Raw genomic sequence first — 22,988 nt, 5'->3', positions numbered from 1 at the left:
GGCAACACAATACTAGCAGCGCTGTTTGCGATGATATTAGGTCTACTAATACTCTTGTAGGCATGAAAATACGCCGCCCACTCACCCCCGAAGAAGTCGCCGAAAGCGCCAGGCTCAAGGCTATCTATGAACAGCGAAAGGCTGCTGCCAAGGCCGCCGGGCGTAGCCTCACCCAAGCGGATGTAGCCGAGGCTTGCGGGTGGTCTGGGCAAAGCGCTTTTAGTCAGTACGCCACCGGCAAGGTGCCACTGAACGTTGAGGCACTTTTGAAGCTGGCCAAGGCTCTCGACTTCAACGCCAGTGAAGTGAGCTCGCGCTTAATGTCCACAGTTGCGAGCGTTCAGCCGCGTGAGCGCATCCAGCCAAGCGTTTCGATGTCTGACATTCAGCCCTGGGATGATTCGACGCCCCTCGACGACGATGAGGTCTACGTCCCCTTCCTACGCGAGGTCGAATTAGCTGCCGGCTCCGGTCGGTTCGTGATTGAAGAAAGCGATCAGGCACGGCTGCGCTTCTTCAAGAAGGATCTGCGCCACAACAGCGTCCAGTTCAGCAGCGCCAAATGCGTAGTAGTTCGAGGGAACAGCATGCTCCCGGTGCTGCGGGACGGCGCGACGGTCGGCGTGAACACCGGCAAAAACTCGCTCGGCGACATCGTCGATGGCGACCTATACGCCATCAATCACAATGGGCAGTTGCGAGTGAAACAGGTGTATCGCCTCCCCAGCGGAATCAGGCTGCGCAGCTTCAACCGCGATGAGCACCCTGATGAGGACTACACATTTCACCAGATGCAGGAAGAGCAAATCGCGATCCTGGGGCACGTTTTCTGGTGGGGCATGTTTGCCCGCTGATTAGCAGGAGGCAAAAGCGATGTCCCTAACCAAGCCCAACCAAGAGCTGCGCCGCGATCTGAAAGAAGCAGCTGCTGCCCTCAAGTGGTCGGGCGTGGATCTGTTCGTTTTTGCCAAGAAATTGCTTGCTTCCGGCGATGAAGACGGAGCAAACGAGCTTATGCAGATTGCTCTGCGCTTCCAGGATGTCGAGGACAAGCTGGAGGGGTATGCCGAAGAGGTGAAGGCGGGCCGAGTGAAAAGGACAAAGGAATGAGCCCGGGCAAGCCCAACCAAGAGCTGCGCCGAGACCTCCAGGGCCTGGCCTATAGGATGAAAGGCTGGCACGGACTGATGGGGCTTTGAGGGCGTAGGCGTCGATGATACACCCTGCAGTCGGATCGAATTAAACTCTTAAAATACTCTCGCGAGAGACCACCATGACTATGAATGAAATCAAAGCAGGCTACGTAATCAAGCACACCAAAGCCATCAACTACATTTCCGAGCAAGTTGACCAAGCAAACATTGGTGTGATGCAGTCGAGCACCGGCGCAACCAAGATAGCGATGATTTTCAGCCGCGATATCATAGAAATCTCACATGAGACGCTGGTCGAAGTGCCAAGCGTACCAGGAGGCTTGCAACCCCAAGTGCAGCACGATGCTCTTTCCACTTCGCGAGTTCAGTACGCTAACCTAACCATGACAATCGAAGCTGCGGAATCTCTAATCCTGGGCCTTCGGCAAACGCTCGACGGATTGAAAGCACAGTCGTCTGAGTCATAATCATGCAAGAGAGGGTAGTCAAGCTAGTCGCGCTGGAGCATAGCGAAACAAACAGAGCCCTTGTCGAATTCGCGCTAAGCCAAGGTGGCTACACGGTGCCAAGCGCTGGCCGCATCAGCTCTACAGCATCGTTCTCCGCTGCGTCCGCGACTAGCGCACTTGGTAGCGATGAAAATGACAAGGACGAACAGAGCGACCATACTGTGGCCATGAACGAAATGAGCATGGATCAATTGGACCGAAAACTATCCGCCATTGAAGAGCGGATGGATAGACGCATCCAGAAGATGGCGGATGAGCTACAGCGCGAAATGAAATTGCGCGAACGATCAGCGCGCAGAGAGGCCATAGCGCATAATGCGGCCCTGAAAGCACATGTTGAGTCAAATGACAAGGCGGTCTCTGCCACCCTGGCTGCACTCCAGCGAACTGAAAAAGAGTTCGGCACGGTGAAGCAAGCTAACAAAGAGCAGCGTTATTGGATGGCTGGTATTGGCGTGGCGATCGTTCTCGGAATTATGGGCGCGAACGCAACGATCTTTGGGGGAGGCAAGACGTTCTTCGATGGCGGCAAGGACTCCGTTACCAATCAACAGAGGGTCGAGCTGCTCATTCAAGAGGCCAAAACACAATCAGACGCCAATAGCGCCTTGCTGAAACAAATTCAGAATCAGCAAGATTCACCGGCGACACCAGGCCCAGTAAAACCATAGCTTTTGATCGAATGACTAAAGCCCGCCTAGGCGGGCTTTTTCATGCCTTCACGAAATTTTCACCCCGGCGCAGGCATGGTGAATTCTCATCCGTGAAACACTTAGCCCGCCCTGCCCCAGGCGGGCTTTTCTTCGCCTGCGTGATGGCCTAGTTCACAGATGCCTGAGCAGGAGCCAAAGGTATCGGGTTGCTCGTCACGTCATCTGGCAGCGTGTACATAGCGCCAGTCAGTGGGTCGACGATGAGCATTCCGATCAAGCCGCCGATCAGAATATTTCCCCAATACCAACCACTCACTGTAGGCCGCAGGACGTGCACGTCGTCAGGGAAACCATCGCGATGAAAGGTTACGGTGTAGGTCTCTCGCTTGAAGTACCCTCTCCCCGTCTCCAGTATCACTTGGTTGGGTGTTTGGCCTTTGTGCACTACGCGGCCAGCGCTATTGGTGACAGTGAAGGACGTGACGCGCGGTACCGCATACACGCCGACCTTAGGCTTGCTGTCACTCACAATGCTCGCGCAGCCGCTGAGCGCAACCAATCCAGCCAGTACCGCACCACCTATCACCTTGGAAACCTGCATCCCACTACTCCATGTCGCCGTCATTGGCCTGGCCGGATATCGACCGCCGGCGATTGTATCGGAATGATGGCGAATAGACAGCAACCCCGCTGAACGGTCGAATGATGGCGCTGGGTCAAGGTGGTAGAATTCTACCCTTTCGCAAGGAGAGCATCATATGAAGGTTCTAGGCTTGCTGATCCTCTCAGCAGTTTGCTTGGTCAGCTATCTGATTGGCAGCGGAACGAACGGTTTCGCCATGTTGGCAACAATCGTTTTCTTTCCCTGCGCTCTGGCACTCTACTTCTACCCTACGATTTGTGCTGCTGGCGAGCATCCAAAGACCACGCCAATATTTGCGCTCAACCTGCTAGCGGGCTGGACTTTCATTGGCTGGATCGCCGCTTTTATTTGGGCCCTGAGTAAGCCAACCCCTATTGAGTTTGCGCGGGCATCCGGAATCCCGGAAGCGCCTCCCGGTGATGCCAGCACTTCTAGTGAGATGAAGGACTGCCCTTACTGCGCGGAAACCATCAAGGTGGCTGCTATCAAGTGCCGGTACTGCGGATCAGACCTGGATCAACAAACGACCTGATCAACTCCCCCCCCCAGCAGCCCGCCATTGAGCGGGCTTTTTTTCGTCTCATGTATTTTTATTAGCACAGCTATTTACTTTAAATAGCAGCACTGCTACTTTTATTTCCAGGCCGAGCAGCACTGGCCCAGCAGCGAAAGCCGCGCCGCTCTTTAGCGACACACCTTGCCGGATCGATACCGGCCCAGATTCAAAGGCAGCGATGGACAGGCCTCAACAGTCCAGAGGGTTGGCAACTGACCCAGGCGTGCAGCGTAAAGCGCGAAATCAGTTATCCAGCGGGCGAGTGCCGCGGCTGGAAGAACAACAGATCACGGACTCAGGCCGACGCCAGTAGCGGGCCTGAATTCGAAACAGAAGGACTCAGCCAGGTCGCTTGCCGCTGCCGTAGCTTCCCGAAACCTTGTAGTGGCGAACCTGGCTGTACTTCGAGAGGGCGTGAACCTGCTCGATACGCAGCTGCTCTTGAAGCTCACGTATCTGCCTGGTGTAGCTGCCCTGCTGACGATCGGAGGCCTCGGGCATCAACGCCTCCAGATCAGCAATCCTTTTTTCTAGTTTCGCGATGCGTTCCTTTGTGGTTGGAGCGCGCTTTTTGACTTTTTTATTTGCCTTCTCAGCCATCACTCATCCCGTGTGCGGATCACCGACCGCAAGTCCATTTCAAAAGGCCATCACGATGTCTTACCTCGAGCACATTACAGAAGAAGCCGACCAATTCGAAGACCGAAAGGTGTTCCACCTTGGCTGGTCAGAACGCAACTGGCGCCACCTGATGAAGCTTTATCGATACATCAACCGGTCCCGGGGCATGCGATCTAACCAGCACCCAGACAGTCGCTGTAGCTTCGTACCGACCAAGCGCAAGCGAAAGCGAGCCCAGCAGTAACAACCAGCGCCACGTCAGCCTGACGTTAACTGCCCGATCCCTTGAAAGAGGCTGCATCGGAATGTCGGCGGGTCATGAAAAAAGCATCTCCAGAGCAATCGGATTGCGGCGAATACCCGGACGTCGATTGCAAAAAATGGTGTGGACCGACATTCCAATGCAGCTTCGATAGGTGGCCACTGCCTTTCCAGTGAGCGAGCAACGGAGGATCGAGCCATGAAGTAAGCCAGCGCTTCACCCTGCTCGGCGCAGCAAGCCTGAAGGCTGCGCCCAACACCTGACAGGCAGCGGACAGCAGGGTCGACGATGTCACCGCGCATCAGCCTCCGGGTAGGCCCAACCGAAACGAAGACGTGTACCGCAGGCGAGTCCGAGGGCATCAGCTGGCCAGACTCGACGCATCCCGGGCAGCGCCGGGCGCCTGCATCCCCTTCCCTTCAAATCGACCGCATCGGCAGGTGCCAGGCCAGTCTCAAGGCTGGGTTTGGTCACCCGCGCCTGGCATCTGGCCAATGCGATCGAATCACCGCCAACTTGGAGTCGACCATGTCAGCACTACGCAAAGCCCAGTGGCTCTACGACAACGCCGAGCCTGAAGACGATTCAGAGCATCAAGAAACGATCCAGGCATGGATTGAAGACAAGGCCGAGCAGTTGATCGGTGGTGCTGACGTTCTGGTCCGCCAACGCTCTGGCGCACCGGTGGGCATCCGCCAAGAGCAGTTCGTTGCCAAGGTCGCCGAGCACCTCAGGGCACTGCAGGAGGCCGAGCAAGACGACCTCAACGCCTTGGCCCTCCTCCTGCTTCAAGCGGAAACAGGCGGCACCGTGAAGAACATGGTCGGGGAAGTCGTCGGCCAGAGCAACCACAGCCGCGGCAAGCTCTACGAAATCGCCGAGTCGATCCTTGAGCAGTATGCGCAGGCCGGGGTCGAGGCGGATGCAGAGGATGCCGAGCTATGAGCCCGCACGTTCTCATCGGTGAAGCTATTTCTCAGCTGGAGCAGTGCTACACGCTCCGCGCAGATAAGCGGCTCGAGGCGCTGATCGTGAATCACTTCACCGCCGGCACTCTCGATTCCGACGAGTTCAAACACTACTGCGAGCGCGTTCGCCGGGTTGCCGAGCGACGCAAGGAGGTCGCGTGACTACTCCCGTTTTTCCAAGCCTGATTGACGAGCAGGTTGCCGAACTTCCATCCAGCCAATGCCTGCCACCTGATCGCGTCCTGATGCTGTTCAAGGGGCCGACTTTCGCCGCGGCAGTGCATGAAGCCAAGCTAGCCAGCATCGAGAACCCCGCCGCCTGGAACTGCCGGGCCTGCATCTGCGGTGAGTGGACGGTTGGGTATGAGGTGCGAGCATGAGCTATTCGAGAGCTGACTACTACACCGAAGGGCTGTCGGAAGCCTTCGACGAGCATGGCGTTACCGCCACGCCTGAGCAGATCCGTGCTATCGCCGAAGATGTTGTCGGCTGGGCGGAGAACATCGGCATGGCTTTCCACGCGCCAGACAGCGATCCGCGTGAGAGCGAACTGGAAACCCTGCGCAAGCAACTGCAGCGCGAGCGCAACAAGGTCGCCTGCAGGACTTGCAAAGGCTCAGGCACATTGCACTTCTCCGGCCCCTATCACGGCTCGACGACCAACTGTCACAAGTGCAACGGCGAAGGCAGGCACGACCCATGACCTGCTACCGGCGCGCCAAGCGCGTCGCCTTCTGGCGCGGCTCTGCCCTCACCCTTCTCGCCTGCACCGGCTTCATGCTAGCCAGCTCGCTGGCCGGCGCCATCACTCAGTAACCCTTTCATCAGCGCCCACCGCAGGGATGGCGCGGGAGATTCGTATGCCTGAACAAAAGCACACACCCGGCCCATGGGTCGCTCGCCAAGTTGGCGGACTGGGCTTCCCTGGGCAAATCGGCTACGCGATCGACTTCAACGAAGATCAGGAGCAGGTAGTCGATTTCGTCTACGAGGAGGCCGATGCAAAGCTTATTGCCCAGGCACCGAACCTTCTGGCGGACCTGATCACTGCCGCTGGCACGCTGCGGCATTACGAAGCGCTGCACCGAGCCAAGAACACAGACGACAGCCTCAAGAAGGCTGAGGTCAACGCCGAACTGGCATCCCGCTTCGAGCGCACGATCGCCAAAGCCACTTTCTGAATCACGCACCCGAGCACGGCGGGCCCTACGGGGATAACCGTATCCCTGAGTGGATCGTAAGCCGGTAAGAGCGCGCAACCATCACCGGCAGCCAGGGCGTCAACCGTACCTCCATGGCGTGACCTGGCATTCCCCTATTCCAACTGACGGCGCCGCTATGAGCTGCGCATGGAGCTATCAATGTCCAGTACCAACATGCGCATCTGGGACCAGGTCGACACTACCGACCCCAGCGCCACAAAAAACTTCACGGGCATGGGCGGCTTCAAGGGCACCGCCATCAAACCAACCTACCTGATGCGCAAGGCGACTGAAGTGTTCGGGCCTTGCGGTGAGGGCTGGGGCTGGACCGTGCTTGAGGATCGCTTCGATGAAGGCGCCCCACTCCAAGCACCGACAAAAGAATGGCCGGACGCTCCCCGCATCAACGCGAAGCTGCACACATTGAAGATCGAACTCTGGTACCTGGGAAAAGAGGGCCAGAAGTGCACTGTTCAGCACTACGGTCACACGCCATTCGTCCTGCTTCAGCAAGGCAAGATCATCACCGACTGGGAGGCGGCCAAAAAGTCGCTCACTGATGCCATAGGTAAGTGCCTGCAGCCTCTCGGCTTCTCTGCAGACATCCACATGGGATTGTTCGACGATGCTGCCTACGTAGATGCCGTACGCGATGAGGTAGCAATCATCAAAGCCGAAGACAAAGTTGCTGAGGAGGATCGCCAGAAGCAGGAGCGTCTGGATTACATCAGGTCGGTAGTTGAAACGATGCAAGGCGCCCAGTCTTTGCAAGAGGTCAAGAAGCTTCACGATCATGCAGTGCGCCGCCTGACCGCCCGCAATGACGATACCGCAATCAAGCGAATTGCAAAGGAGCTGCGCGACCTCGCGCCTAAATTCACACAGGAGACCGCGGCATGAGCAGTCTCTACCCGCTCACCAAGCAGATGATGGAGTTGGCCGCCATGGCCGACACCGACGACGAAGGCCTGAAGCAGGCCATCCAAGACACCATGGATGGAATCGAGGGCGAGTTCGGCGACAAGGCGGACAACATCGTCATGCTGCGCCGCAACATCGACGGCGAAGTCCTGGCTATTGAATCCGAGATCGAGCGCCTTACCGAACTCAAGAGAATCAAGGAGAACGCTGTCTCGAAGATTGGCGACTACCTGCGCCAAAACATGGAGGCGGCCAACATCAAGTCGATCAAGCGCCCGCTGTTCACTATCACGCTCGCCGCGGCACCTGAGAAGGTGATCGTCGACAAGCCGGACGACCTTCCCGATGACTTGGTCCGCGTGAAGGTGACGCAGGACCCAGACAAGAAGGCTATCGCTGCCAAGCTAAAGGCCGACCGCGAGCACAACGAAGCCGTCCGTAAGCGCATGGCCGCTGGCGAAGACTGCGAACACGAACTCATCCCTGACCCAGCCTGGGCCCACCTGGAGCGCGGAGAAAGCTCCATTCGGATCAAGTGAGGACGCCATGATCGACAATCAAATCCTCGTCGGCGCCCAGCGCCAGGCAGAACTGGAGGCAGCGAAAGCTGCCTTCTTCGCATCTGGAGGCCAGGCCGTCGAACTGGCCGGCTTCACCTACAAGCCTCTGCCCTTCCGGCGGCACCCAGAGCCAGCCCAGAAGATCCCGAAGGGAGTTCAGCAAGGCGCGAGACAACAACGCTCCAAAGAGCGCGCAGCCCTGATCGCCGAAATGGCCAAAACGATGACCTGCCGGGAAGTCTCCCAGAAGCTTGGCATCCCACAGAACACCCTGTGGACGATGTCGCAGCGGGAAGACTTCACGTTTGCCCCGGGCTGCCAGGGTAAGCGGAAGACGCCATACACCGACGCAGCGGCAGACGCGAAGCTGGCAGAACGAATCACCGCCCTTCGGGATGTCGGCCTGACTCGCCACCAGGTGGAGAAGAGGATCGGTATCGGCAACGGGACGCTGGTTCGAATCCTTGAGGCCTTTCAGATCGATTTCCCGAAACGCGGTGAGCGACGCGAAGCCTCCAGCCGAGAAGCATCATGAAGGCTCGACGGCTCCGCCTCCTCTACCCCGCGGCCTATTACCAGGGCCGGGCTTGCCGCCAAGACGGAAAGTGCCGCCTCTCCCAGCCCTACGGAAACATGACCGTAGACGGCGGGTGGTGGCTTGCAGGCTGGCACGACACCGATATGGAGCTCACCCATGAAACTCAAACGAATGGCCCTGCAGCGCCACCAGCGCCGGGCACAGTTCCACTTGCCGCCTAGCGGATTGAAGGAGGTGGTCTATGGCGATGGATCAGCAGCAGCGCGACGAGCGCCGCCGAGAGAAGGCAGCCAGGATGCAGGAAGAAGACCTGCGCTTGAAGGTTCGACCAGGGACTAAGCAGGCCCTGCTGGAGCTGATGGAGTGGGCTGGGATCGAGGAACAAGGCGAGGCGATGACGCTGATGATTCATCATTTGCATGGGCTGGGCCCAGGCGGCGCGCTGCCGCTACTTGAGCCGCCGCGCCACGAAATCACGGTGTCACCGACTGTGGTGCGGAAGCTTCAGCAGTTCAGGGAGCGCAAAGCGCTACGGATCTGCCACGAAGAGTGAACAGCCGTTGACTCAGGCAAACAAGCAGCCAGGGAATCGATTGCGAGAAATGACTTTCTCTTTGCCTGCAACGACGCCTTTGCGCCCCGAGGCATTGGTGTAGGCCCGCATGCTCTTCCCTTCCGGAACGGTCACCAGCACCTGGTAAACCTCCTCCTCCTGACCCGCGGATTTGATCCTGGCCTGAAGCATTTCAGTCATCTGCTCCATGTCGATGCAGCAGATCTCCTGGTCCTCCACGCAAACGAGACCGATGAAGATCTTCTTGTAGAACTCAGTGGAAAGCTCAATGGAGTCGAGTACATCCGACGAAAAGGTGAATTTGTACTCCTTCGCCCCTCCCTTAGGCTCCTGGCTGTACTTCAAGAACAGGCAAGTATCTGCGTTGATTAGAAACGCGTTGTTGATTTTCTCGCCTTTGAGGCGAAGAGGATTGATTGCGGTGAAGTTGTCGTCCTCAGCAATCTGCATGAGGGCCGCGCCCAGGTTCTGATGTTCCGTACGAATTTTCATTGAAACTCCCTAGCCCGGCCCCATGCCGGTCACCCGTAATACCCCATCCCAAACCAAATTGCCACCATGCCGTTCTGGCCACAGAGGGCGGCGCACTGCCAACAGATCAAGGCCCTGGCCGGTACCGGCATCACCCGGAACAAAGCCGCGCAACAGATCGGCATCAGTTACAGCTACCTGGTTCGGCTGTTAACGGCTCACGGTATCGACTTCCCAGTCAGGGGCAGCCCGAAGTGAAACGCATGAACCGCGTCCGGCACGGCCGGCGCCAGCAATGGATCAACCTGCCGCCCAGCGGCTTGAGAGGTATCGGCAATGGCCGAGAAGAAGACAGGGGCAGCCAAGCACTCAGCGGACTACCGCGGCAGGAAGAAGGCCGAAGCAGAACGCTTTGGCATCGAGCGGATGCAGGTGGAGATGGCCGCCGGAACGCGGGAGGGAATGGCCGGAGCAATGAAGGCGCACGGCTACACCCAGTTGCAGGAGCTGCTACAGAACCTGCATCGGTCGTTCCTGGCAGCTTCGCCGGAAGAGCAGGCGCGCCGGCTGCAACAACCTAGCGCGCCAGCTTTTGAGATATCGCCAAAGCTAGCGCGACAGCTTGAACAAGCCAGCCGGGTCGAGCTGAAGCGTGATCCGGGGGATGAGATCATTCCTCCGGATGGGGCCCGGTGTATATAGCGTGCTCCGGAACACTTGAATGAATTATAAGTAACGACTTCATCCTGGACTGAATATCAGGATCGTTGGCAACCGAGCCTGCCCACCTATCCACAGCGTCAGCCATCTCAAGGCAAAAAAGATCCACTTGGAGCTGAAGAGTGTTGTCTATCAAGTTCTTGTGAACCACAGAGCCTGGGATCGGAGAAACAAAGTGGAAATTGTCCAGCGCCTTTTGCGCAGCCTGACCGGAGATATCACTACCTCCTTCATGAAGGTAGCTGCACCTTAGTGCGTAGCAGTCATCTCCACTCAGGAAGCAACGGACACCTCTAGACATTTCAAAGGTGTAGGCCGGAGCCAGCCACTGCTGAAACCATGCTGGATAACGAACAGAGCTCTTCTTTTCTGGGGTTGCCAGCCTGCCGCACACATCTGGGAGGGTAAGCGCCGATGTTAGGGCGGTGTACCAATCTCGATTACGAACTGACGAGCGCAGGCTTTCCGTAAATCGCTTCATTCATTAGCTCCCCCGGCCCCATGCCGGTCACCCGTAATACCCCATCCAAAACCAAATTGCCACCATGCCGCATCCGGCCACGGAGGGCGGCGCATGCATGGAGAAAGCCATGAGCCAGTTCTACCTGCAGGACAGTCGCAGCCACGTCGGCGACGGCCTGACCTTCTGGGCCAAAGAGGGGCGCGGCTACGTGACGAACCTGGACCAGGCCGAGGTATTTAGCTTTGAGCAAGCCACCCGGCACCGCGACACCGACATCCCATGGCCGAAGGAGCACATCGACGAGCACGCTCACTGGGGAGTCGACTGCCAGCTCATGAACGAGAAGGTCAACGCTGCGGTGCTGATTCCTGGGTGCTTCGTGCACGTACAATTCCCGGGCGAATGGAACGGCAACGACGTCTACTGGATCGGTGACGAAGGTCAGCTGACAACGAATGTCGGCGCTGCAGCCAGGCTGATCCTTGAGCAGGCCGCCGAGCGCTATGCCGAGGCCATCAAGGCAGACGCCGGAATACTCTGGGCGGCCGACTACATCGACACGATCCGCCGGCGCCTGGTGCACCGACGGAACGTCAACCACAAGGTGGCCCTACGCGCTGCCGGTGTCGAGTTGCCGAAGCCTCCCAAGATACGCAAGCGCCGCGAGCCCCCGTTGAACTGCCACGGCTGCGGTCGCTTTGTCAGCTGGGACGGCCGATTCCTAGATGACTGCCGCAACTGCGGAGCGAATAACTGCCCATGATTCATGCGCCGACTCCAGGCATTAAGAGCAGCATCACCATAGGTGTGACATTGCGGCAAACAATGGACAGCTTAACCAGCGCGTCCAAGATGAAAGTGATTATTTGCATAGCGAAGGTTCTCCATACTTACTGTCTTTGTATGAGACCTATCCTCCGCTAGCCCCCTGCCCACGATCCTCTTGTGGGTTTTCCACTCTCCCCACTTCAACGAATCACGCCACCCCGGCGAGGGCGGCGCCTGCACGCAAGGACCACAAAATGACCGAGCAACAGCACGACGAAAGCAAACTCGAACGGGTCATCCGCAAGATCAAACGCTGCCTTGCCCTTTCGAAAAGTTCGAACGAGAACGAGGCGGCCACGGCCATGCGTCAGGCACAGGCGCTGATGCGCGAATACCGCCTGACCGAAATGGACGTGCACCTGAGTGATGTGGGCGAAGTCGAGTCGGAGAAAGCCAGAGCCAGGCGCAGGCCAACTTGGGACCTGCATCTGGGCTCAATCGTTGGAGAAGCATTCGGAGTTCGGTCGTTCTCCAGGCGCAGTTGGTGCAAATCGACAAGCCGCGTTATGGACCGCGAATTGTTCGTTGGAGTGAGCCCGGCCCCACAGATCGCGATGTACGCCTACGAAGCACTGCTGACCAAGCTAACCCAGGCCCGGCGTGAGTATGTGTCGCAAGTGCGAGCTGGCAAGCAACGCAGTTCCTATTCACCTGAAACTGCTGGAGATCATTTTGCGCTGGCCTGGGTGTCGGCAGTGCACGACAAAATTCACGAACTGGTGCCCCAGGGTGAAGAAGATCTCGCCATCGGCCAGCACTCCAATGGTCGCGAACTGGTGGCGGTCGAAGCGCAAGACAAAGCCCTGATCGAGCAGTACCTGTCAGGGAGAGAGATTGGCAAGGCCAGGAAAGCCCGCGAGATCGAACTGGACCTGGATGCCCAGATTGCCGGGCTACTCGCTGGTCAGCGCGTGGAGCTCAATCCGGGGCTGGCCACTGGCGGCCAGGAGGCCCTACAGATCGGCATGACCTGACAAGGAGATCACCATGAGCACATTCGCAGTCTTCGGTATGACCGCCGACGTAGCGCTGGCTGAGGCCAGGAAGACCACCAAGACGACCAGGCCAAGCGGGAAAGCTGGCTGCCCCCCCTGGAGCTGACCCAGGCTGAGTGGAATCTGGCCGTTGAACAGCAGGCAGCCAAGATCATGGCCGGCGAGAAAGTAAAACAGCTGAGCCAGATGTTCGACGCACCGCAGTACGCCCAGCAGTTCATGGAGCTTGCGAGGAAGACCGGCAAGTGCCGCGACCTGCGTATCAGGGCCAAGTGTGAGATCACCGATGCACAGGGTAAACCGGTGATTAATCAGAAAACCAAGGTGGCTAAAATTGGGTGGACGGACTACAGGCTTTCTACATCCACCCATGCCACTTGATAGCTACTTCAGTGGAAGCGGGTCCTCACGGTATATCTCTTTAATACGGTCATCGTCGTCCAGAAAAATTGTTATCCGCCCTGGTTCCACTTTGGGATTGACGCTATCCCCTGCTTTAACAATCCTGCACTTTTTACCAACCAACTCATTAACGACCTTCGACCCCAGCGCCCTAGATATAGGCCATGGCGTGTAGTCGCCGCTCAGTTTATCGAAAGGCCAAGGTACGTCCCCACCCCCAGATCCGCCTCCGGTTCTACCCATATCGCACCTCCTGTACTGACAGCGTTGTCGACCATGTAAGGAATAGCTCAACAAACCAAAACAACCAAATGCTGAGGTATCCCCATGCCCACAGAAAACCGATCCAGCAACACCGAACCGATGGTCAGCGAACTGCTGCCTTGCCCTTTCTGCAAAGCCGCCATGCGCATCGAGAGCAATCGCGACTGGCACCGCGTAATGGGCGATCACGACGAAGAGTGCGTATTTCTCGACCCTGAAACCATGATGGTTCCCGCGGTGGACGAGCAGCGCGACCTGATCGTTCGGGATTGGAACCGTCGTGCCCTGCCAGCCGCCCAGTACCAGGGCGAACCGATCGGAGAGGTGGTCACCGACCACCGTGGCGACTTCGCCGTCCAGCTGTACTACGGCCCAGTCAATAACGCCACGGTCAATGTCGGCGATAAGGTCTACCGCCACCCACCAACCTCCGACGGCTTCAGCGCCGAGCAGATGACAGCCCAGGCCGCTGATGGGTACCGGAACGGGATCAAGGCAGCCGCCGAGCTCGCCGAGGTCTACCCAGAGTTGGCCAAGGCAATCCGCGCTTTGCCGCTGCCGCAGTAGCTCTCGACCCATGGAGTACATTTGTACTCCACCCAGCTTTAACCCCTCTCCCCTCTATTGAACAGCCGCGATATGGCGGCCAAGGATTCCCCATGCTCGATACAAACATCCACGAAAACCTGAGCACGCTCACTGCAAGCCAACTGGCCAAGCTGCTTGTCATGCGCAAAGGGCTTGAGTTCGGCTACACCTACTCGTTCACCGACGATGATGGACAGGATATCGACATCGACCTGGCTTTTCTGGCCGCGGCGCCCGGCGATCTGCTTGAGACTATGTTCGATGAAAACGAGCATGACGACGCGATCAATGAAGTTCGCTACGAGGCCGATGCTGTGAGCGGCATTCCGGAATGGTGCCATTACAGCTGGGGCAGGAACTACGAAGTCGACGTAAAGGCTTTCATCCTGCCCGATGGTCGCGCCCTCGCCTTCTGCGAGATGAGCGGAGGGGGCAAACACGGCGAACCAGACGCCTACCCCTGGGTGGAAGAGGCGAAGTTCATCAGGGTTTCCGGAAAGACTGAGCGCGTCATCATTGAGTATCAGTTCGAGGAAATTCCAGAAGCCCCTGAGGCTCAGCCATGACCCGCCTCGCCCTCTGCCTCCTGCTGCTGGCCACCGGCGCCAGCGCAACCGAGAACGTCATCGACGTGCAGCACGACAGCCAGCGCGGCGTCACCTGCTACCTGCTGAACGGGGTCGGCATCAGCTGCAACCCCGATAGACAGTTGCAGGCCGGCAACGAGCGCCAGCTCTCCCCGCACGAACAAGACACCCCCATCCCTGCAAAGGCGCCAGTGCGCTGGAATGAAGAGAGGTATGAGCTGTGACGGAAGCAATTGATAAAAAGCAGAAAAGGGTGGAATCTCTTTATTAGCGGGTCGACATAGAACGTCAGAAGGAGGCCCGGTCATGAGCCTCCTTGATTTAGAATCAATCAAATAGATCGCCAACACTAATCATCTGAGCAGTCTCCACAGCCGACTGCACCTGCGCTGAAGACATGCCAAACTTAAGATTAGCGGCACTATACTTTAAATTTATATTCATTAAGCTCGCTTGCCCCTGGACTTTACGCCATTCGGCCTGAGCGTCGACCAAATCTTGGTGAACCAGATCATAGCGACGACCCTGCGACTCTTTTTGAGAATTTTTAATATCACTTATCTCATTAGCTAAATCACTAGCCAGAAGCGCCCATGCTGCCTGCACTTCAAACAACTTATCTTTGGCCTGTTCCGACTGAGCAGCTAGATCCTCATAAAGCTTAGTAGAAATCTGCAAGTTTGCGATATCAATCGTATAACCATCCATGCTATTTGTTATAGATTCGATTTGCTTGTTGCAGGATTTTATTTTTTCCGAATCAAGCGCAATATAAACCCCAGCCACAACCGCTGCCGGCGCAAGAACAATCCACGTTATGAGTCCGAATGGGCCAGCTACACCAACCGCAGCCGCTCCAACTCCGAAAAGGGCCGCTTCAGCGCCGCCAAGCCCAACAATATCTCGTGTCAAACTAGCGATTTCCTGCTCTAAATCAGAGATACTGCGTTGAAGCTCATCAATTTTACCCTGATCGTACTTAACACCCTCTTCACAATCAAATGCAGCATCTTTCAACTGAACTGCAATTAGCGGCAAATTATTTTTTGTATCCTCAAGTAGCTCGAGAGTACCCTGAACCTGATTAGATTCATGATTAAAAATATGCAAAAGCTGCGCAAGGCTGTCATCAAGATTTTCAGGAGCATATTTGTCGTTAGGATTTTCAATCAGCTTATTAGTCGCCTCTACCGCATCATCAAAAGCCGAGCTCACTCGACTGCTATCATGAAGTATATTGCCAGGCACGCTAATCAACTCATCCATAACATTTTCATTCCACTGTTTCGCCTCCCCCCTTGCTTCGCGCAAAGTACTATTAAACGCCTCCTGATTACTAAGCGGATTAATATAGTCAGGCGGAAACTGCTTTGAAACAGTCATCATATAGCTACTAACAGATTCAACACTAGACCTATAAGACTCCTGCGCCTCAGAAAGCCTCTTTGAATTTTTTCTAATTGAGTTTGCAAGTGATGACATTTCGTTAACTCCATTTATGAAAAACATCCATCAGAATGAAAGTACACAGAGAAAAACGCAGCGTCAAGCCATGCACAAGAAATTCAAAAAACTCAAATAGACCACTAACAAAACAACTAATCCAAACAAATTAATCTTGAAACAAGCAACATCATAAAACGTGCGAGCTCCGCTACAAGCTACGTAATACAGAAACCAGTATTTATTAAGAAATTAGCTCAGCCAAACATTCTAAAAGAACTGATTTTGCCCCAGTCAAGCCTGCCCTAACGGCGGGACGGAGAGGCACATGTCTGAAGAATATGTCTTGATCCAGCTAGCCGAAGCCGCGTGCGGTGCAAACGGCATGCTCTGGCAACAGGCCTACCATTGCTCGGTGAGAGTGACGCAGAGAACATCCAAACAGTGGATCAACGATCCAAGCTCTTTCGGTCAAAATGAGCAGCACCATTTCCTACCCATCGCCGCCCCGCTCTACATGGCCTGGATGATCTGGAAGGGGCCGAGGCCGTGATTCCGCGCAACGGCTATCTCCGGCGCAAGCTTGAGGCTGCGCTGATCCGCCTGGCGATCGCCATCCTGATGGGTCGCAACGTCACCCGGTCCCCGGTCGTCAGCCGCCGCGACAACAACGAAATGTGGCACATGGCCGAGGAACTGGAAGGCATCGCCGACCGCATCGCCCGCGGCTACCCGTAACCCCTCCCCCTACAACAACTCAAGCCTGCCGGCGTTTCGACCAAATTCCGGTCGCGATCAATGCAACACCTGGAATGAGCAAGCCCACAGCGGTGTAACCGAATGCTGGTTGCCCAGACGCACCAACTGCAGCGAAAGCGATTCCCAAGGCAGTCATTGGACCACCAGCGACAGTGAACGTGTTCTTGGCTGTCTTGCTCATATCAATCCTCCTTGTTGACTTCCCATTTAACCATATGCGCCTGCCGGTAGGCGGGCAAGGATGAGCTATGTCCAATCCACATCACCACATACGCGAAGCGATCATCAACGCACTGCCTGATATTGCCGCGCACCTGCCCTTGGACTGCGATCTGTTCGTCATCGCGTGCCGACCTGGCAAAGACGATTTCGACCTGGTGCTGCCGTCGCCTGAGGCGAACCTTAACAATGCTCTGGATGCCCTCCGCCGCCAGGGCCTCACCATCGACGGCGCCAACGCTTACAAGCGGGCCGTGTGCGACCTGGTCGTCGGCGCCCTCGCCTTCGGCAAGCAGAACAACAATCCACCGCCCAAGGGCCACTGGGGTCAGGAGTTCTGGGATATCGGCCGTGCCGAGGGCGAGCGGCAGGAAGAGCTGACGAAAGCTCTGGCCCAGGTGCGCGAACAGCGGGATGCCCTGCTCGGCGCGGCACAAGAGGCCCTGAGGGTAATTGATCGAATCAAACCAGCGGGCCATGGGAACGGAACCCAGGTTCGCCTCGCAGCGGCCATCGACAAAGCCACCGCCTAACCCCCCCCCACCTCTGCCGCCATGCGCGGCGTGGAGACAATCATGCAAACCATTAGGAAAAAGCCCGGCGATGAACACGCCGAGCAGGAACAGGCCGTCGCCCAAGGAATGGACAAGGTCACGGAAGAGAAGATGGCCGAACTGCTGGGGATCACGCTGCGAGCGCTCCAGACCAGGCGCCAGCGGGGAAAGATCCCTGAAGGCATCTGGAACCGAAACGGCCGCAGCATCATTTACAGCAGATGGAGATATGAGGAATGGCTCGAAAGCCTGTGGGTTTGCCCCCTGGAGTTGAAATCAGAGGGGACGCGCTCCGGATCCGTTTCACTTGGAACGGTGAGCGCCGCGGGGAAACACTTGCCCATCCCCCGACAGCGCAAGGGATCAAGGCGGCCAGCCGTCTACGTGATCAAGTAGTCAACCTCATCAAGCACGGCCTGCTGGATGAAGAGAAGTACGCCGATCTGTTCCCTGGGTCGGACCTGGCGCTCTCGGCGCAGGCCGCGATACCGAGCTTTGGCGAATACGCTCAGCTTTGGCTGGACAGCCGGCACATCGTTGGCGGCACCCGCAACAATTACAAGAGCAGCTTCAACCTCTATTGGATGCCGTACCTGGGTCTGCGCCGGATCGACATGATCACGCCGACCATGCTGCGCGGGATCATCGCCAACATTGAGTGGTCCTCCACCGGCGTGAAGCGCAATGCAATCATCAAGCTCGCCAGCGTGTTCAAGACAGCGGTGCTGGATGGACTGATCGCCAAGAACCCCACCTCATCGCTCGACAAGCCAAAAGCAGTGAAGAAGGTGGTTGACCCCTACACCAGGGATGAAGCCGAGCGGATTATTGCCCACCTATATAAGACGCTGCACAAGTACTCGCAGATCTATGCGCCCTTCTTCGAGTTCGCTTTCTTCACGGGGCTGCGACCAGGTGAGGCCATGGGCCTGCAGTGGGATGACATTGACCTGGAGGCGAGAACCGCGAACATCCGGCGCATTATCGTCGATGGCCAACCGGAAGACCGGACCAAGACGAAGCATCACCGGGTCATCCTGCTCAATGAGCGCGCACTTCACGCCCTGCGCCAGGCCCAGCGCCTGGCCGATCTGCGTCGGATCGCTTCGAAGTCCGCGACTCCCACCAGCCCATTTGTGTTCCAACCGGGCAAAGGCGGGATGTGGATCAGAGAGCCAAGTGTTACAATCAAGCACTTCAAGCTCGCGCTCAAGGCGCTGGGCATCCGTGAACGTCGGCAGTACGACACGCGCCACACCTACGCAACCATGTGTCTAATGGCTGGGATGAACCCCGCGTTCATCGCGAACCAGCTCGGCCATAGCGTCGAGATGTTGCTCTCTACTTACGCAAAATGGATCAGCTCCTCCTCGGATTGGAGGGAGCTGGAGAAGCTGCCGGCTAGAGTCTGATTGGCCCAAAATTGGCCCAAATCAGGCGACGGCACCTAAACACACCTCTGGAACCCCCGCAGGATAAGCACTTGATTTCTACCGCTAACATCACCATGCAGTTCGGCGCCAAGCCCTTGTTCGAGAACGTCTCGGTCAAGTTCAACAACGGCAACCGCTACGGCCTGATCGGCGCCAACGGCTGCGGCAAGTCGACCTTCATGAAAATCCTCGGCAACGATCTGGAGCCGTCCGCCGGCCAGGTCATGCTCGAGCCGAACGTGCGCCTGGGTAAACTGCGCCAGGATCAGTTCGCCTACGAAGAATTCACCGTGATCGACACCGTGATCATGGGCCACGAAGAGTTGTGGAAGGTCAAGGCAGAGCGCGATCGCATCTATTCGCTGCCGGAAATGACCGAAGAAGACGGCATGGCCGTCGCCGAGCTGGAAACCGAGTTCGCCGAGATGGACGGCTACACCGCCGAATCCCGCGCCGGTGAGCTGCTGCTGGGCCTGGGTATCCCGCTGGAACAGCATTTCGGCCCGATGACCGAAGTCGCTCCAGGCTGGAAGCTGCGCGTGCTGCTGGCCCAGGCGCTGTTCTCGGACCCGGAAGTGTTGCTGCTCGACGAGCCAACCAACCACCTGGACATCAACACCATCCGCTGGCTGGAAAACATTCTCACGGCGCGTAACAGCACCATGATCATCATTTCCCACGACCGGCACTTCCTCAACAGCGTCTGCACGCACATGGCCGACCTGGACTACGGCGAGCTGCGCCTGTTCCCGGGCAACTACGACGAGTACATGACCGCCGCGACCCAGTCGCGCGAGCAATTGCTGTCGGACAACGCCAAGAAGAAAGCCCAGATCGCCGAGCTGCAGACCTTCGTCAGCCGCTTCTCGGCCAACGCCTCGAAAGCCAAGCAGGCCACCTCGCGCGCCAAGCAGATCGACAAGATCCAGCTGGCCGAGGTCAAGCCTTCGAGCCGGGTCAGCCCGTTCATCCGCTTCGAGCAGACCAAAAAGCTGCACCGCCAGGCCGTGACCATCGAGAAGATGTCCAAGGGTTTCGACGGCAAGACCCTGTTCGAGAACTTCAGCTTCACCGTTGAAGCGGGCGAACGTGTGGCGATCATCGGCCCCAACGGTATCGGCAAGACCACCCTGCTACGCACCCTGGTCGGTGAACTGAGCCCGGATGCCGGTGCGGTGAAATGGACCGAAAGCGCCGAGCTTGGCTACTACGCCCAGGACCACGCCCACGACTTTGAAGAAGACCTCAGCCTGTTCGACTGGATGGGCCAGTGGACCCAGGGCGAGCAAGTGATCCGCGGCACCCTGGGGCGCATGCTGTTCTCCAACGACGAGATCCTCAAGTCGGTCAAGGTGATCTCCGGTGGTGAGCAAGGCCGCATGCTGTTCGGCAAGCTGATCCTGCAAAAGCCCAACGTACTGGTGATGGACGAACCGACCAACCACCTGGACATGGAATCGATCGAGGCGCTGAACCTGGCGCTGGAAAACTACCCGGGCACGCTGATCTTCGTCAGCCACGACCGTGAGTTCGTGTCGTCGCTGGCCACCCGCATCATCGAGCTGAGCCCGAGCGGTGTGGTGGACTTCAGCGGCACCTACGATGACTACCTGCGCAGCCAGGGTGTGGTGATCTGATCCAGACCTGATCGCGGGGCAAGCCCGCTCCTACAATCCTGTAGGAGCGGGCTTGCCCCGCGATGCTTGAAATCCCGTTAGCCTGCTTTCTTTTCTCCTCGCACCCGGCGATCATGGGCCCTCTCCCACCGCCCGCCAGCGAACGAGCTCATGTCCGCGCAACAACCCGCTCCCGTCGACACCGGGTCGATCACCCGGCAAATCCTTTCAGTTGTCTTCTACACCTTCATCGCCTTCCTCTGCATCGGCCTGCCGATCGCGGTGCTGCCCGGCTACGTGCACGATCAACTGGGCTTCAGTGCGGTCATTGCCGGCATCACCATCGGCCTGCAATACCTCGCCACCCTGCTCAGCCGGCCGTTTGCCGGGCGCGCGGCCGACAGCCTGGGCAGCAAGCGGGCAATTATCTATGGGCTGCTGGGGATCGCCGCCAGTGGCGTGCTGACCGTTGCCTCAGCGTTGACGGTGAGCCTGCCGCTGCTGAGCCTGCTGGTACTACTGGCAGGTCGCGTGCTGCTGGGGATCGCCCAGGGGTTGATTGGCGTGGGCACGTTGAGCTGGGGGATCGGCTCGCTCGGCGCCGAACAGACCGCGCGGGTGATTTCCTGGAACGGTATCGCCTCCTATGGCGCCATCGCCATCGGCGCGCCGCTCGGGGTCATGCTGGTTGCCGAGATCAACTTCGCCACCTTGGGCCTGGCCTTGAGTGCGCTGGCGCTGCTGGCGTTGCTGGTGATCCGCAACAAGCCCTCAACACCGATAGTGCGTGGCGAACGCCTGCCCTTCTGGGCCGCATTCGGCCGCGTGGCGCCGTGCGGCGTCAGCCTGACCCTGGCATCGATCGGCTATGGCACCCTGACCACCTTCGTCACCCTGTTCTATCTGGAACAAGGCTGGAGCGGCGCCGCCTGGTGCTTGAGTGCCTTTGGCGTGTGCTTCATTGCTTCGCGGCTGCTGTTCGTCAACGCCGTCAACCGCTTTGGCGGTTACCCGGTGGCGATGGCCTGCATGGCCACCGAAGCCCTGGGCCTGGCCTTGCTGTGGCTGGCGCCCAGCCCACTGCTGGCACTGGTAGGCGCAGGGCTTGCCGGTTTCGGTCTGTCGCTGGTGTACCCGGCGCTGGGCGTGGAGGCGATCAAACAGGTGCCCAGCTCCAGCCGTGGTGCCGGCCTGGGCGCTTATGCGGTGTTCTTCGACCTGGCCCTGGCAATTGCCGGGCCGTTGATGGGCGCGGTGGCCCTGCACCTGGGCTATGCCTGGATCTTCTGTGTGGCGGCCTTGCTGGCGCTGCTGGGTGTCGGCTTGACCCTGCTGCTGTCACGGCGCCCCCGCGCTTACTGATCAGCCATGTGCAGCCCGCTTTGTTGCCGGGTAGCCAAGGTGTGGTTGAAAAAACGCGCGGCCTCGGCCTGCAAGGACAGGTGAATATCCTCACGATCGACGCCGTCCGGGTCGTTGCACAAGGCCGCCATCTTCTGCCGCTGTTCGTCGTCGCAGGGCGCCATGAAGACGAAATGCCCGGCACCCGCGAGCAGTGTGTAGTTGGGCGTGAGCGGCAGCTTGCGCGCCAGGGCCTGGGCGTTTTTGTCGATGGCCAGCAACTGGTCCTTGTCGCCACTATAGATAAGCGCCGGGACCCTGACCTCGGCCAGGGCGTGGCGGCCGAACATCAGGCTCAAGGGCGCCATCAACAGCAACGCCTTGACCCGTGGATCAGGCGCGGCGCGCAGGTCGGCGCGATCAGCGATCAGCACCCCCTTGGTCTTGCAGGCATCGGCATCCTGCGGCCGCTCCTGGCAGTAGCGCCGCAGACGCTCCAGGTCCGGTTGCGCGCCCGACAGGATCAGCGCCGTCTCGCCACCGGCCGAATAGCCAATCACGCCCACCTGCGGGCCGTTGATGTACGGGGCGAGAAACCCATCGTCGAGGCTGATCGCCGCGCTGATCTGCAAGGGGCGGCCGTAAAGATTGCTCAGGGTTCCCAGGCGGCTGTGGTCACGGGCGTTGTCACCCGGATGGGTCACGGCGACAACGATAAAACCGCGCCGCGCCAGGGCCGTGGCCAGATCGTGCAAGGCCAGGGGCGTGCCGGTGTTGCCGTGGGAAAGCAGCAACAGCGGATAACGGCCCATGACCATGGGCGCGCCTTCCCAGGCCTGGACCCGATAGCCGTCGATACGGCTGCTGCGCTCGGGTCCGCTGGACGGATAGAACGCCAGTGCCTGCACCGGTTGCGCATCCAGCGGGTCGGCGAAGCTCAGCCGGCGCACACCGACACTCCAGTGCGCAGCCGGCTCGGCGTGCACCGTCAGCGGGCCGCCCAGCAGCACAAGCAGGAATAACGCGCCAAGACGCCGCATCGTTTTGCACCTTACCCAACGCTGTCGATCAATGCTGACAGTGCGCAGCATAGAACGGGCCGGATCGGCGCAGATGAAGACTCCATGAAAAAACCGACTGCAGG

34 protein-coding genes are annotated in these 22,988 nt (G+C 58.2%); 28 read left to right on the top strand and 6 right to left on the bottom strand.

Annotated elements, in window-relative coordinates; translation table 11 throughout:
- Nucleotides 1-62: 62 nt before the first annotated feature.
- The 4 genes from BV82_RS13260 (at nt 63) to BV82_RS13245 (ending at nt 2,334) form a co-directional block, all read left to right on the top strand.
- Nucleotides 63-854, top strand: coding sequence for a LexA family transcriptional regulator (locus tag BV82_RS13260; protein ID WP_036995771.1), 792 nt, complete (start codon nt 63-65; stop codon nt 852-854).
- 19 nt (nt 855-873) lie between these two features.
- On the top strand, nt 874-1,110 hold the full coding sequence (locus BV82_RS13255) for a hypothetical protein (protein WP_036995772.1): 237 nt from the start codon (nt 874-876) through the stop codon (nt 1,108-1,110).
- 163 nt (nt 1,111-1,273) lie between these two features.
- A complete protein-coding gene (locus BV82_RS13250; protein WP_036995773.1) occupies nt 1,274-1,621 on the top strand; it encodes a hypothetical protein in 348 nt (115 codons plus the stop codon).
- Between the two features lie 2 nt (nt 1,622-1,623).
- Nucleotides 1,624-2,334, top strand: a complete 711-nt coding sequence (locus BV82_RS13245) for a hypothetical protein (RefSeq protein ID WP_036995774.1) — start codon at nt 1,624-1,626, stop codon at nt 2,332-2,334.
- A gap of 148 nt (nt 2,335-2,482) precedes the next feature.
- Here BV82_RS13245 and BV82_RS13240 read toward each other — a convergent pair whose 3' ends face one another.
- On the bottom strand, nt 2,483-2,917 hold the full coding sequence (locus BV82_RS13240; protein WP_036995776.1) for a YceK/YidQ family lipoprotein: 435 nt from the start codon (nt 2,915-2,917) through the stop codon (nt 2,483-2,485).
- 157 nt (nt 2,918-3,074) lie between these two features.
- Between BV82_RS13240 and BV82_RS26400 the strand changes: the two genes are divergently transcribed.
- Nucleotides 3,075-3,491, top strand: a complete 417-nt coding sequence (locus BV82_RS26400; RefSeq protein ID WP_036995777.1) for a superinfection immunity protein — start codon at nt 3,075-3,077, stop codon at nt 3,489-3,491.
- A gap of 363 nt (nt 3,492-3,854) precedes the next feature.
- Here the strand turns inward: BV82_RS26400 and BV82_RS13230 are convergent, their stop codons facing one another.
- Nucleotides 3,855-4,115 (bottom strand): SPX domain-containing protein, encoded by a 261-nt coding sequence (locus BV82_RS13230; RefSeq protein ID WP_036995778.1) that lies wholly within the window; start codon nt 4,113-4,115, stop codon nt 3,855-3,857.
- 811 nt (nt 4,116-4,926) lie between these two features.
- Between BV82_RS13230 and BV82_RS13225 the strand changes: the two genes are divergently transcribed.
- From BV82_RS13225 to BV82_RS13185, 9 genes are all read left to right on the top strand, one after another.
- On the top strand, nt 4,927-5,343 hold the full coding sequence (locus BV82_RS13225; protein WP_036995779.1) for a hypothetical protein: 417 nt from the start codon (nt 4,927-4,929) through the stop codon (nt 5,341-5,343).
- Nucleotides 5,340-5,528, top strand: coding sequence for a hypothetical protein (locus BV82_RS13220; RefSeq protein WP_036995781.1), 189 nt, complete (start codon nt 5,340-5,342; stop codon nt 5,526-5,528). The genes BV82_RS13225 and BV82_RS13220 overlap by 4 nt, the downstream gene beginning before the upstream one ends.
- Nucleotides 5,525-5,746 carry a hypothetical protein gene (locus tag BV82_RS13215; RefSeq protein WP_036995783.1) on the top strand — a complete coding sequence of 74 codons (222 nt, stop codon included), beginning with the start codon at nt 5,525-5,527 and terminating at the stop codon, nt 5,744-5,746. Before BV82_RS13220 ends, BV82_RS13215 begins: the two co-directional genes overlap by 4 nt.
- Nucleotides 5,743-6,069, top strand: a complete 327-nt coding sequence (locus tag BV82_RS13210; RefSeq protein WP_051636772.1) for a hypothetical protein — start codon at nt 5,743-5,745, stop codon at nt 6,067-6,069. Before BV82_RS13215 ends, BV82_RS13210 begins: the two co-directional genes overlap by 4 nt.
- 157 nt (nt 6,070-6,226) lie before the next feature.
- Nucleotides 6,227-6,547 carry a hypothetical protein gene (locus BV82_RS13205; protein WP_036995784.1) on the top strand — a complete coding sequence of 107 codons (321 nt, stop codon included), beginning with the start codon at nt 6,227-6,229 and terminating at the stop codon, nt 6,545-6,547.
- A gap of 180 nt (nt 6,548-6,727) precedes the next feature.
- On the top strand, nt 6,728-7,468 hold the full coding sequence (locus BV82_RS13200) for a hypothetical protein (protein WP_036995785.1): 741 nt from the start codon (nt 6,728-6,730) through the stop codon (nt 7,466-7,468).
- The gene (locus BV82_RS13195) at nt 7,465-8,028 is read left to right on the top strand and encodes a siphovirus Gp157 family protein (RefSeq protein ID WP_036995786.1); all 564 of its coding nucleotides are present in this window, start codon (nt 7,465-7,467) and stop codon (nt 8,026-8,028) included. The genes BV82_RS13200 and BV82_RS13195 overlap by 4 nt, the downstream gene beginning before the upstream one ends.
- 7 nt (nt 8,029-8,035) lie before the next feature.
- The gene (locus tag BV82_RS13190) at nt 8,036-8,584 is read left to right on the top strand and encodes a hypothetical protein (protein ID WP_051636773.1); all 549 of its coding nucleotides are present in this window, start codon (nt 8,036-8,038) and stop codon (nt 8,582-8,584) included.
- A gap of 244 nt (nt 8,585-8,828) precedes the next feature.
- The gene (locus BV82_RS13185) at nt 8,829-9,140 is read left to right on the top strand and encodes a hypothetical protein (RefSeq protein ID WP_036995788.1); all 312 of its coding nucleotides are present in this window, start codon (nt 8,829-8,831) and stop codon (nt 9,138-9,140) included.
- A 12-nt stretch (nt 9,141-9,152) separates the two neighbouring features.
- Here the strand turns inward: BV82_RS13185 and BV82_RS13180 are convergent, their stop codons facing one another.
- Nucleotides 9,153-9,653 carry a hypothetical protein gene (locus BV82_RS13180; protein WP_036995789.1) on the bottom strand — a complete coding sequence of 167 codons (501 nt, stop codon included), beginning with the start codon at nt 9,651-9,653 and terminating at the stop codon, nt 9,153-9,155.
- A 66-nt stretch (nt 9,654-9,719) separates the two neighbouring features.
- Between BV82_RS13180 and BV82_RS13175 the strand changes: the two genes are divergently transcribed.
- The 8 genes from BV82_RS13175 (at nt 9,720) to BV82_RS13140 (ending at nt 14,703) form a co-directional block, all read left to right on the top strand.
- Nucleotides 9,720-9,890, top strand: a complete 171-nt coding sequence (locus BV82_RS13175) for a hypothetical protein (RefSeq protein WP_158491192.1) — start codon at nt 9,720-9,722, stop codon at nt 9,888-9,890.
- 78 nt (nt 9,891-9,968) lie between these two features.
- Nucleotides 9,969-10,334, top strand: coding sequence for a hypothetical protein (locus tag BV82_RS13170; protein WP_036995790.1), 366 nt, complete (start codon nt 9,969-9,971; stop codon nt 10,332-10,334).
- A 608-nt stretch (nt 10,335-10,942) separates the two neighbouring features.
- Nucleotides 10,943-11,578 (top strand): hypothetical protein, encoded by a 636-nt coding sequence (locus tag BV82_RS13165; protein WP_036995792.1) that lies wholly within the window; start codon nt 10,943-10,945, stop codon nt 11,576-11,578.
- Between the two features lie 259 nt (nt 11,579-11,837).
- Nucleotides 11,838-12,617, top strand: a complete 780-nt coding sequence (locus tag BV82_RS13160) for a DUF2786 domain-containing protein (RefSeq protein WP_036995794.1) — start codon at nt 11,838-11,840, stop codon at nt 12,615-12,617.
- A 174-nt stretch (nt 12,618-12,791) separates the two neighbouring features.
- The gene (locus BV82_RS26395) at nt 12,792-13,019 is read left to right on the top strand and encodes a hypothetical protein (protein ID WP_051636774.1); all 228 of its coding nucleotides are present in this window, start codon (nt 12,792-12,794) and stop codon (nt 13,017-13,019) included.
- A gap of 348 nt (nt 13,020-13,367) precedes the next feature.
- Nucleotides 13,368-13,871 carry a hypothetical protein gene (locus BV82_RS13150; RefSeq protein WP_051636775.1) on the top strand — a complete coding sequence of 168 codons (504 nt, stop codon included), beginning with the start codon at nt 13,368-13,370 and terminating at the stop codon, nt 13,869-13,871.
- Nucleotides 13,872-13,963: 92 nt separating this feature from the next.
- Nucleotides 13,964-14,458 carry a hypothetical protein gene (locus tag BV82_RS13145; protein ID WP_036995796.1) on the top strand — a complete coding sequence of 165 codons (495 nt, stop codon included), beginning with the start codon at nt 13,964-13,966 and terminating at the stop codon, nt 14,456-14,458.
- On the top strand, nt 14,455-14,703 hold the full coding sequence (locus BV82_RS13140; protein WP_036995798.1) for a hypothetical protein: 249 nt from the start codon (nt 14,455-14,457) through the stop codon (nt 14,701-14,703). Before BV82_RS13145 ends, BV82_RS13140 begins: the two co-directional genes overlap by 4 nt.
- Before the next feature lie 103 nt (nt 14,704-14,806).
- On the opposite strand, the gene BV82_RS13135 is transcribed toward BV82_RS13140, so the two are convergent.
- Entirely contained in the window at nt 14,807-15,961 is a 1,155-nt protein-coding gene (locus tag BV82_RS13135; RefSeq protein ID WP_158491193.1) for an HBL/NHE enterotoxin family protein, read from the bottom strand.
- A gap of 289 nt (nt 15,962-16,250) precedes the next feature.
- Here BV82_RS13135 and BV82_RS13130 point away from each other — a divergent pair, with 289 nt between their 5' ends.
- Both BV82_RS13130 and BV82_RS13125 read left to right on the top strand, forming a co-directional pair.
- Nucleotides 16,251-16,475, top strand: coding sequence for a hypothetical protein (locus tag BV82_RS13130; protein ID WP_036995801.1), 225 nt, complete (start codon nt 16,251-16,253; stop codon nt 16,473-16,475).
- A complete protein-coding gene (locus BV82_RS13125; RefSeq protein ID WP_036995803.1) occupies nt 16,472-16,660 on the top strand; it encodes a hypothetical protein in 189 nt (62 codons plus the stop codon). Before BV82_RS13130 ends, BV82_RS13125 begins: the two co-directional genes overlap by 4 nt.
- Nucleotides 16,661-16,679: 19 nt before the next feature.
- On the opposite strand, the gene BV82_RS13120 is transcribed toward BV82_RS13125, so the two are convergent.
- Nucleotides 16,680-16,862 (bottom strand): hypothetical protein, encoded by a 183-nt coding sequence (locus tag BV82_RS13120; protein ID WP_036995805.1) that lies wholly within the window; start codon nt 16,860-16,862, stop codon nt 16,680-16,682.
- 67 nt (nt 16,863-16,929) lie between these two features.
- Here BV82_RS13120 and BV82_RS13115 point away from each other — a divergent pair, with 67 nt between their 5' ends.
- From BV82_RS13115 to BV82_RS13100, 4 genes are all read left to right on the top strand, one after another.
- Nucleotides 16,930-17,433, top strand: a complete 504-nt coding sequence (locus tag BV82_RS13115) for a hypothetical protein (RefSeq protein ID WP_036995806.1) — start codon at nt 16,930-16,932, stop codon at nt 17,431-17,433.
- Nucleotides 17,434-17,690: 257 nt separating this feature from the next.
- On the top strand, nt 17,691-18,866 hold the full coding sequence (locus BV82_RS13110; RefSeq protein ID WP_036995808.1) for a tyrosine-type recombinase/integrase: 1,176 nt from the start codon (nt 17,691-17,693) through the stop codon (nt 18,864-18,866).
- A gap of 71 nt (nt 18,867-18,937) precedes the next feature.
- Nucleotides 18,938-20,524 (top strand): ABC-F family ATPase, encoded by a 1,587-nt coding sequence (locus tag BV82_RS13105; protein ID WP_010226270.1) that lies wholly within the window; start codon nt 18,938-18,940, stop codon nt 20,522-20,524.
- 150 nt (nt 20,525-20,674) lie between these two features.
- Nucleotides 20,675-21,865 (top strand): MFS transporter, encoded by a 1,191-nt coding sequence (locus tag BV82_RS13100; RefSeq protein ID WP_010222060.1) that lies wholly within the window; start codon nt 20,675-20,677, stop codon nt 21,863-21,865.
- Here BV82_RS13100 and BV82_RS13095 read toward each other — a convergent pair.
- Nucleotides 21,859-22,884, bottom strand: coding sequence for an alpha/beta hydrolase family protein (locus BV82_RS13095; RefSeq protein WP_036995811.1), 1,026 nt, complete (start codon nt 22,882-22,884; stop codon nt 21,859-21,861). The genes BV82_RS13100 and BV82_RS13095 overlap by 7 nt on opposite strands.
- Nucleotides 22,885-22,988: the final 104 nt, after the last annotated feature.

The organism is Pseudomonas donghuensis (assembly GCF_000696345.2).
Taxonomy (GTDB): Bacteria; Pseudomonadota; Gammaproteobacteria; order Pseudomonadales; family Pseudomonadaceae; genus Aquipseudomonas; species Aquipseudomonas donghuensis.
This window is presented reverse-complemented; position numbering and strand designations above follow the sequence as displayed.

Bases quoted from the DNA above. Each gene is read 5' to 3' on its own strand.
- BV82_RS13260 (WP_036995771.1), top strand. From the start codon at position 63: ATGAAAATACGCCGCCCACTCACCCCCGAAGAAGTCGCCGAAAGCGCC.
- BV82_RS13255 (WP_036995772.1), top strand. From the start codon at position 874: ATGTCCCTAACCAAGCCCAACCAAGAGCTGCGCCGCGATCTGAAAGAA.
- BV82_RS13250 (WP_036995773.1), top strand. From the start codon at position 1,274: ATGACTATGAATGAAATCAAAGCAGGCTACGTAATCAAGCACACCAAA.
- BV82_RS13245 (WP_036995774.1), top strand. From the start codon at position 1,624: ATGCAAGAGAGGGTAGTCAAGCTAGTCGCGCTGGAGCATAGCGAAACA.
- BV82_RS13240 (WP_036995776.1), bottom strand. From the start codon at position 2,917: ATGCAGGTTTCCAAGGTGATAGGTGGTGCGGTACTGGCTGGATTGGTT.
- BV82_RS26400 (WP_036995777.1), top strand. From the start codon at position 3,075: ATGAAGGTTCTAGGCTTGCTGATCCTCTCAGCAGTTTGCTTGGTCAGC.
- BV82_RS13230 (WP_036995778.1), bottom strand. From the start codon at position 4,115: ATGGCTGAGAAGGCAAATAAAAAAGTCAAAAAGCGCGCTCCAACCACA.
- BV82_RS13225 (WP_036995779.1), top strand. From the start codon at position 4,927: ATGTCAGCACTACGCAAAGCCCAGTGGCTCTACGACAACGCCGAGCCT.
- BV82_RS13220 (WP_036995781.1), top strand. From the start codon at position 5,340: ATGAGCCCGCACGTTCTCATCGGTGAAGCTATTTCTCAGCTGGAGCAG.
- BV82_RS13210 (WP_051636772.1), top strand. From the start codon at position 5,743: ATGAGCTATTCGAGAGCTGACTACTACACCGAAGGGCTGTCGGAAGCC.
- BV82_RS13205 (WP_036995784.1), top strand. From the start codon at position 6,227: ATGCCTGAACAAAAGCACACACCCGGCCCATGGGTCGCTCGCCAAGTT.
- BV82_RS13200 (WP_036995785.1), top strand. From the start codon at position 6,728: ATGTCCAGTACCAACATGCGCATCTGGGACCAGGTCGACACTACCGAC.
- BV82_RS13195 (WP_036995786.1), top strand. From the start codon at position 7,465: ATGAGCAGTCTCTACCCGCTCACCAAGCAGATGATGGAGTTGGCCGCC.
- BV82_RS13190 (WP_051636773.1), top strand. From the start codon at position 8,036: ATGATCGACAATCAAATCCTCGTCGGCGCCCAGCGCCAGGCAGAACTG.
- BV82_RS13185 (WP_036995788.1), top strand. From the start codon at position 8,829: ATGGCGATGGATCAGCAGCAGCGCGACGAGCGCCGCCGAGAGAAGGCA.
- BV82_RS13180 (WP_036995789.1), bottom strand. From the start codon at position 9,653: ATGAAAATTCGTACGGAACATCAGAACCTGGGCGCGGCCCTCATGCAG.
- BV82_RS13175 (WP_158491192.1), top strand. From the start codon at position 9,720: ATGCCGTTCTGGCCACAGAGGGCGGCGCACTGCCAACAGATCAAGGCC.
- BV82_RS13170 (WP_036995790.1), top strand. From the start codon at position 9,969: ATGGCCGAGAAGAAGACAGGGGCAGCCAAGCACTCAGCGGACTACCGC.
- BV82_RS13165 (WP_036995792.1), top strand. From the start codon at position 10,943: ATGAGCCAGTTCTACCTGCAGGACAGTCGCAGCCACGTCGGCGACGGC.
- BV82_RS13160 (WP_036995794.1), top strand. From the start codon at position 11,838: ATGACCGAGCAACAGCACGACGAAAGCAAACTCGAACGGGTCATCCGC.
- BV82_RS26395 (WP_051636774.1), top strand. From the start codon at position 12,792: ATGGCCGGCGAGAAAGTAAAACAGCTGAGCCAGATGTTCGACGCACCG.
- BV82_RS13150 (WP_051636775.1), top strand. From the start codon at position 13,368: ATGCCCACAGAAAACCGATCCAGCAACACCGAACCGATGGTCAGCGAA.
- BV82_RS13145 (WP_036995796.1), top strand. From the start codon at position 13,964: ATGCTCGATACAAACATCCACGAAAACCTGAGCACGCTCACTGCAAGC.
- BV82_RS13140 (WP_036995798.1), top strand. From the start codon at position 14,455: ATGACCCGCCTCGCCCTCTGCCTCCTGCTGCTGGCCACCGGCGCCAGC.
- BV82_RS13135 (WP_158491193.1), bottom strand. From the start codon at position 15,961: ATGTCATCACTTGCAAACTCAATTAGAAAAAATTCAAAGAGGCTTTCT.
- BV82_RS13130 (WP_036995801.1), top strand. From the start codon at position 16,251: ATGTCTGAAGAATATGTCTTGATCCAGCTAGCCGAAGCCGCGTGCGGT.
- BV82_RS13120 (WP_036995805.1), bottom strand. From the start codon at position 16,862: ATGAGCAAGACAGCCAAGAACACGTTCACTGTCGCTGGTGGTCCAATG.
- BV82_RS13115 (WP_036995806.1), top strand. From the start codon at position 16,930: ATGTCCAATCCACATCACCACATACGCGAAGCGATCATCAACGCACTG.
- BV82_RS13110 (WP_036995808.1), top strand. From the start codon at position 17,691: ATGGCTCGAAAGCCTGTGGGTTTGCCCCCTGGAGTTGAAATCAGAGGG.
- BV82_RS13100 (WP_010222060.1), top strand. From the start codon at position 20,675: ATGTCCGCGCAACAACCCGCTCCCGTCGACACCGGGTCGATCACCCGG.
- BV82_RS13095 (WP_036995811.1), bottom strand. From the start codon at position 22,884: ATGCGGCGTCTTGGCGCGTTATTCCTGCTTGTGCTGCTGGGCGGCCCG.